This is a genomic window from Prevotella rectalis (assembly GCF_900607215.1).
Classification (GTDB): Bacteria; Bacteroidota; Bacteroidia; order Bacteroidales; family Bacteroidaceae; genus Prevotella; species Prevotella brunnea.
Genome location: NZ_LR027822.1, coordinates 17,443 through 23,732, shown reverse-complemented (window position 1 = coordinate 23,732; position 6,290 = coordinate 17,443). Strand labels below are relative to the sequence as shown.

Sequence of the window (6,290 nt, the reverse complement as noted above, 5' to 3'; positions counted from 1 at the left end):
CGCTATACCGCCAATAAGCAGTATGAGGGGCAGGCAACCGGTATCACCACCTCAGAGGCTTGGAATGAGTATTATCTCACAGGTTATCACGGAGAGCTGAAGTCTTACAAGTTCAGTGATAAGGGTAAGTTGGGTGCTGACGGTTCGGGTAAGTTCGACTACCAAACCGCAATACAATATGCTCACAATGATAACAAACATATCTTCGGGCTACCTACCAACGTAACCGTAACGGGCGGTGATGGTAAGACTTATCATCAAGTCTCTGCGACTTACGATTTGAACTATGCCAACCATATCACGCAGATTAAGCAACAACTCGGAAGCGGTGAAGCTGTCTCTGACTATACTTATGATGCTTACGGCAACATTATCAAGACTACGCTTCCTGCTAACAGCAAGGGACAGCGCATGTGGTACACCTACCGCTATGAGCCGGTGATGAATATGTATGTGGAGCGCATAGACGATGCATTTGGCTACCGTAGCGAGGCAGCCAACTTCGACTACCGCTATGGTATGGCACTCCGCCGTATGGATCTCAACCACTTCTATTATGAAACGGATATAGACAACCTCGGACGTGTGAAAGCTGTGCGTGGGCCTAATGAGTTGGCTACAGGTGTGCCGTACATCATTGCCTTTGACTATCAGCCTAAGGCTACTTTCGGTACTAATGGTATCACAGTGCCTGCCTATGCCGTGACTAAACATTACGACATACAGCACCCAAGCGATGATATGGAGACCGTAACCTTCGTGGACGGCTTCGGGCGTCCCGTTCAGGTGAAGAAAGACGGTGTGGTAACGACAGCTGCCAAGGGTAGTGCTCCGAAAGACGAGACCGTGATGATTGTCAGCGGACGCAATGTCTATGACGCTTTCGGTCGTGTGGCTAAGGCTTACTACCCTGTAACCGAAGCTGTGGGAAGCAAGACAACTTTCAACAAGGCATTTGACAACGTGTCGCCAACCGTAACGGTTTATGACGTGCTTGACCGTGCCATGAAAGTAACGCTTCCTGACAATGCCGAGACCAAGACGGAATACACCACCGATGCAGGTAGCAATGCACTCGTAACGACTGTTACTGATGCGTTGGGTAATCGTCAGGCTACCTATACCGATGGTAGTGGCAAGACCGTAAAGACCGAGCAACTCAGCGGACCTGACGGTACGATTACCACCTCCTTCGAATATGACGGAATCGACCGATTGGTTAAGGTAACAGATACAGAAGGTAACGTAACGACATCTGTCTATGATATGGGCGACCGCCGCACCGAGGTCAGACACCCTGCCAGCGGTACCACCACCTTTACCTACGATGCCTTGGGTAATGTGATAACCAAGCAGACAGCCAACCTCAAAAAAGAGGGCAAGACCATCAATTACGAGTACGATTACGGTCGTCTGACAGCCATCAACTATCCCGACCATCCGGAAAATAACGTGAAGTACCACTATGGTGGTATCAACTCTTCTCACAACCGTATCGGCAGATTGATGCTCCGTGAGGACGGCAGTGGCGCTATCGAGTATTACTACGGTAAGATGGGTGAGGTGTTGAAGACCGTGCGCACCCTGATTGTGCCTAATCAGGCAGTGGCAACCTACGTAACGCAGTGGAAGTACGACAGCCACAATCGCCTATTGGAAATGATTTACCCCGATGAGGAGAAAGTAACCTATGGCTACAACCTCGGTGGACAGGTAGACCATGTGCGTGGTTACAAGTCCTATGGCTACGACTATGTGAACAAGATAGGTTATGACAAGTTTGAGCAACGCACCTATCTGAAGTACTGCAACGGAGCGGAGACGTTCTACAGTTACGACCCTGCACGCAGACGATTGCAGAACCTCGTGGTCAATGCTAAGGCTGGTACTATTATGGACAATGCCTACAGCTATGATGCAGTGAGTAACGTACTCGGTATTAAGAACAATGCTCCACTCCCACAGAGTGGAAAGGCAGGCGGACAGATGAGCCACAATTATACTTATGACCCATTGTATCGTTTGGCAAGCGCAACGGGAACTTATAAGGGAACGGACAATAAATCCGCTTCTTATACGTTATCTATGGGCTACGACAATATGCATCGTATCACGAGTAAGAAGCAACACCTCTCACAGACAGGTGTGCAGTTCGACGGCACGCTCAACGCAGGCTACGAACTCACTTATACTTACGGCAAGGATGCGGGTAAGAAGTTCCAACTCGACAATGTTCGTGATATCAACTACCGAACGGAAGAAACTCCTACGGACAGCACGAACATCAACAACGGACACAAGTACATCTACGATGCCAACGGAAACCTTGTCTACATCAACACCTCTCGTGTAAAGAAAGACGGCAAGGAGGATGAAAAGGCAACCGAGCAGAAGTACCGTTGGGACGAGGAGAATCGCTTGTTGGCAGCCGATGAAAACGGCTTTGTGAGCAACTATTGGTACGATGCTGATGGCGAGCGCACAGTGAAGACATCAGGCGAGAATGAAGCCATCTATGTGAACTCCGAGTTCTCGGGTGGCAACACCAGTACGGCAAGATTCAGTCTCTATGTCAGCCCATATCTCGTGGCAGGGCAAGGTGGTAAGTACACCAAGCATATCTACATCGGTTCACAGCGTATTGTTAGCAAATTAGGTGACCTTGCCAGCTACGGTGCAGACCCAAGACGCATCCCGTATGCAGGTAATGAGGCTGATGGCTTGATCATTAACTACAAGGATAAATACAATCAGCAACTGCAATCCATTAAAGACAACTACAAGGCGTTTGACTTGCCATATAATGGTAAGGACAACGATGACTACGTGAACGGTCAAGGCTTCTGCTGTGACGATGGTACGCCTGAAGCAGCACAAGCCCGTGCTATGGCACGCACAAGAGCTGCAAACGATAATTTCCACGATAAGGATAATTATGAGAAGATGCAGTTCTACTACCATCCTGACCATTTGGGCAGCAGTAGCTACATCACCAACCTTGACGGCGAGGTAGCACAGCATATCGAATATGTGCCGTTCGGCGAAGTATTCATAGAAGAACGCAACAACACATGGAATACGCCGTACCTCTTCAATGCAAAAGAATTTGATGAGGAGACAGATATGTACTACTATGGAGCGAGGTACTACGAGCCAAGGTTGAGTCTATGGATGAGTACAGATCCAATGGAAAAAAATATGCCATATTCAAGCACTTATACTTATTGTCATAATAATCCAATTAATAGAATTGACGAGAATGGATTAGCTGATTATTTTAGCACGAGTGGAAAATTTATACGTTCAAACGGAAATGATAAAGATCCTTATATCTATATTCAAACTAGAAATGGAAACGTCATATTATCTGACTATAACTTTGGTAATTACAAAAGTGGAGGACTTAGAAAAATGATGAGAATAGTGTACCATTATGCAAAGAAGACAGGAGCAACCCAACATGCCACAGCAATAGGAGTAGATGCGTCAACTCCAAAAGGTACAGACGCAAATACTTTAGCATATACTCTCAATGATAAGATTATTCGTGTGTTGGTTAAAAAAGGATATTTCAATAAAAAATTATCACAAATATATAATATGAGTAGTACGCTATCTCACGAAAATTTCCACACACAAATACGTGGAAAATCTCGTGAGGAAGAAATTCAAGTTATAATGAGACAAATGCAAGCACCAGAGTTCAAGAAGACAACAGCTTCATTTAAGGAAGGAACGGCTGGATATCTTCAAAAGGAATTACAAAAATTATACAAAGAAAATAATCGCATATTTAATAAGTATATAGAAAAAGCATCCGAACTTTTAAAAGCAAATGGGGTAAATAGTGTTCCAACTTATTTAAATGGTGGAAATGAAATACAATTTTAAACATAAAGTGCAGTCCACTGGCAAGAAGCTAGTGGACTGTAAAATATATTACTTTTATTTTATAGGTTCTATTGTTGTTTTTTTGGGGATAATATCATGTGAATCTCATAAAAAAAGTGGTGCTGAAATTATTTGTGGAGACTCTTATTGCTTTTGGAAAACAAAGGAACATGAAGATGACAATCATTTTATTTATTATTATTTTAACAAAGATGGGCAATGGTTTATTTACGAGCATATTGATAGAAATAAAATACAAAAATATTATCTACGCGATCAATTATGGAGCGAGAAGTGGTCGCTATATAATGATAGTCTATTAATTTTAGGAGGTGATAAATATAATATAAAAAGCATCAGTGATTCAGTAATTGTTATAAGCAGCTATGATAGTATCTATAAATTATACAAAATAGACAAAAAAAGCAAAACTTTCAGAATGTTGCAGAATACTTTGAATAACGATATTTAAAGTATTGGTAATGCCCTAGATTGGGAGTTGTCATTATAATATATGGTAATTATAAATCTTCTCTCAAAAAGAAAATGTTCCTTGGTTATAAATAGATAAAACTATGAATATAAAAAAACAAATAACTGTATGCAAAACGGATACAGAGATTTAAATTTATCCTGAATCAAAAAAAATAATTTGGATTATGGATTGCACATCTAGCATGTTTTGTAGTCTCTGTAAATGATGTTCGTAGTGCCTATGAAAAGGATGGAATAGAAGCCGTACAGAAATTATTCACAAAGGATCCTAATGGAGATATGGATCATAGATCTTTAGCAAAACAAGATAAAAAACATGTGGGTGTCTCTAATTATAATCAAGTAAAAAGAGAATTAATAAAGAGATATCCTTCCACAAAGAAAGAATTTGATAAAGAGCAAAGAAGATATGAAAGGGAATTTGGTAAATAGCAAGTGGTTTCTATCGATTATAGTGGCATCTTTATTGATGCCACTATCTTCATGTAGTGAGAGGAGGGAAAGTTTATCCTCTAATACACGTCAATCTTTCGATATAACATATTCAAAAAAGGAAATAGTAATAGAATCATCAACAAAGACAGAGAAGGACCATTTTTTTAAAAAAGATGGTGAATACTTTAGCTCGTCTGATTCCATATTATTTTTTTCGGTAGTTAGAGATACTATATTAAATGCAACAAGTGGTGGAATAGACTATAAAACAATAATAAAGAAAGAAGGGAATGGGCAATTTACGACTTCTAATTATTTAGTAAGTAATACCGGATGTCTCTTTTTCTTGATTTCATATAGTTATGATTCTGATTATCATATTTCAAAAATAGTAAAATGTGCTAATGTGGTATATCAGTAATATTTTGACAATTATAAATTTGAAACGAAAGATAGTTTCGTTGGTTAGCCTATATATAATCGATTTGAACTTACCCATACAAGGGTATGTCCCAACACCCTTATAAGGGTAACAGGCAATACCCTTATAAGGGTGTTCATCATTACCCTTATATGGGTATTAAAAGCCGTAAGCAATAAACAGGAAAGAACAACGTTATATAGTTGATAACCATAAACAATTAAAGAGTATGATAGAATTTGAAGTAAAATCAAAGACGCAGCCTATCGGCAAGCGCAAGGGACAGATCGTGTATTATGCACAGCCAGTATCGCAACAGCATCTGACAAACAAAATGGTAGTAGACCGTATCGTCCGTGAGACCTCGCTTTCGGCAGGTGATGTGAGTAATGCCCTCATCAGCCTTGGTGCAATCGTGCGCGATGCCCTCGAATTGGGACAGAGCGTGGATTTGGCAGACCTCGGTTCGTTCCGCATCGTAGTGCCAGCCAAGATGATGGACACAGAGGTAGAAGTTACGGCCGACAGTCTGAAGGCACCGAAAATAGTCTTTACGCCAAAAGCTGCCATGCGTAACGCTGCAAAATCTGTAGAACTCCGAGTGGTCAAAAAGAAGAAAGGCGATAACGAAAAGCCCAAAGAGGAAGAAGATCTGAATCCTTAACAGCACACCTATTGCCTAATTGATGTACGCTCAAAACCATAACCCGCTTAATTTTCCCTCCATGCACAAGCCTATGTGTGTGGAGGGAATAGGTGTGACTTATGACCCATTATTCCAACTCGACAATGTTCGTGATATCAACTACCGAACGGAAGAAACTCCTACGGACAGCACGAACATCAACAACGGACACAAGTACATCTACGATGCCAACGGAAACCTTGTCTACATCAATACCTCTCGTGTAAAGCGTGACGGCAAGGAGGACGAGAAGGCAGGCGAGCAGAAGTTCCGCTGGGATGAGGAAAATCGTCTTCTTGCTACTGATGAGAACGGTTTTGTGGCTAACTATTGGTATGATGCCGACGGTGAGCGCACGGTGAA

5 protein-coding genes and 1 pseudogene are annotated in these 6,290 nt (G+C 41.9%); all 6 read left to right on the top strand.

Going from position 1 to position 6,290, the window contains the following annotated elements; genetic code table 11:
• Positions 1-3,891: RHS repeat-associated core domain-containing protein (locus E0E16_RS08450; protein ID WP_165444217.1), on the top strand; the 3,891-nt coding region annotated here is incomplete at its 5' end.
• On the top strand, positions 3,875-4,363 hold the full coding sequence (locus E0E16_RS08445) for a hypothetical protein (RefSeq protein ID WP_036870219.1): 489 nt from the start codon (positions 3,875-3,877) through the stop codon (positions 4,361-4,363). The genes E0E16_RS08450 and E0E16_RS08445, both read left to right, overlap by 17 nt.
• A gap of 302 nt (positions 4,364-4,665) precedes the next feature.
• On the top strand, positions 4,666-4,818 hold the full coding sequence (locus tag E0E16_RS13590; RefSeq protein ID WP_021669210.1) for a hypothetical protein: 153 nt from the start codon (positions 4,666-4,668) through the stop codon (positions 4,816-4,818).
• Positions 4,796-5,242, top strand: a complete 447-nt coding sequence (locus E0E16_RS08440; protein WP_021669211.1) for a hypothetical protein — start codon at positions 4,796-4,798, stop codon at positions 5,240-5,242. The genes E0E16_RS13590 and E0E16_RS08440 overlap by 23 nt, the downstream gene beginning before the upstream one ends.
• A 229-nt stretch (positions 5,243-5,471) precedes the next feature.
• Positions 5,472-5,906, top strand: a complete 435-nt coding sequence (locus tag E0E16_RS08435; protein ID WP_130829971.1) for an HU family DNA-binding protein — start codon at positions 5,472-5,474, stop codon at positions 5,904-5,906.
• Between the two features lie 22 nt (positions 5,907-5,928).
• Positions 5,929-6,290 (top strand): annotated as a pseudogene (locus E0E16_RS08430) (peptidoglycan DD-metalloendopeptidase family protein); the annotation flags it as partial.

Bases quoted from the DNA above. Each gene is read 5' to 3' on its own strand.
- E0E16_RS13590 (WP_021669210.1), top strand. From the start codon at position 4,666: ATGGATCATAGATCTTTAGCAAAACAAGATAAAAAACATGTGGGTGTC.
- E0E16_RS08440 (WP_021669211.1), top strand. From the start codon at position 4,796: ATGAAAGGGAATTTGGTAAATAGCAAGTGGTTTCTATCGATTATAGTG.
- E0E16_RS08435 (WP_130829971.1), top strand. From the start codon at position 5,472: ATGATAGAATTTGAAGTAAAATCAAAGACGCAGCCTATCGGCAAGCGC.
- E0E16_RS08445 (WP_036870219.1), top strand. From the start codon at position 3,875: ATGAAATACAATTTTAAACATAAAGTGCAGTCCACTGGCAAGAAGCTA.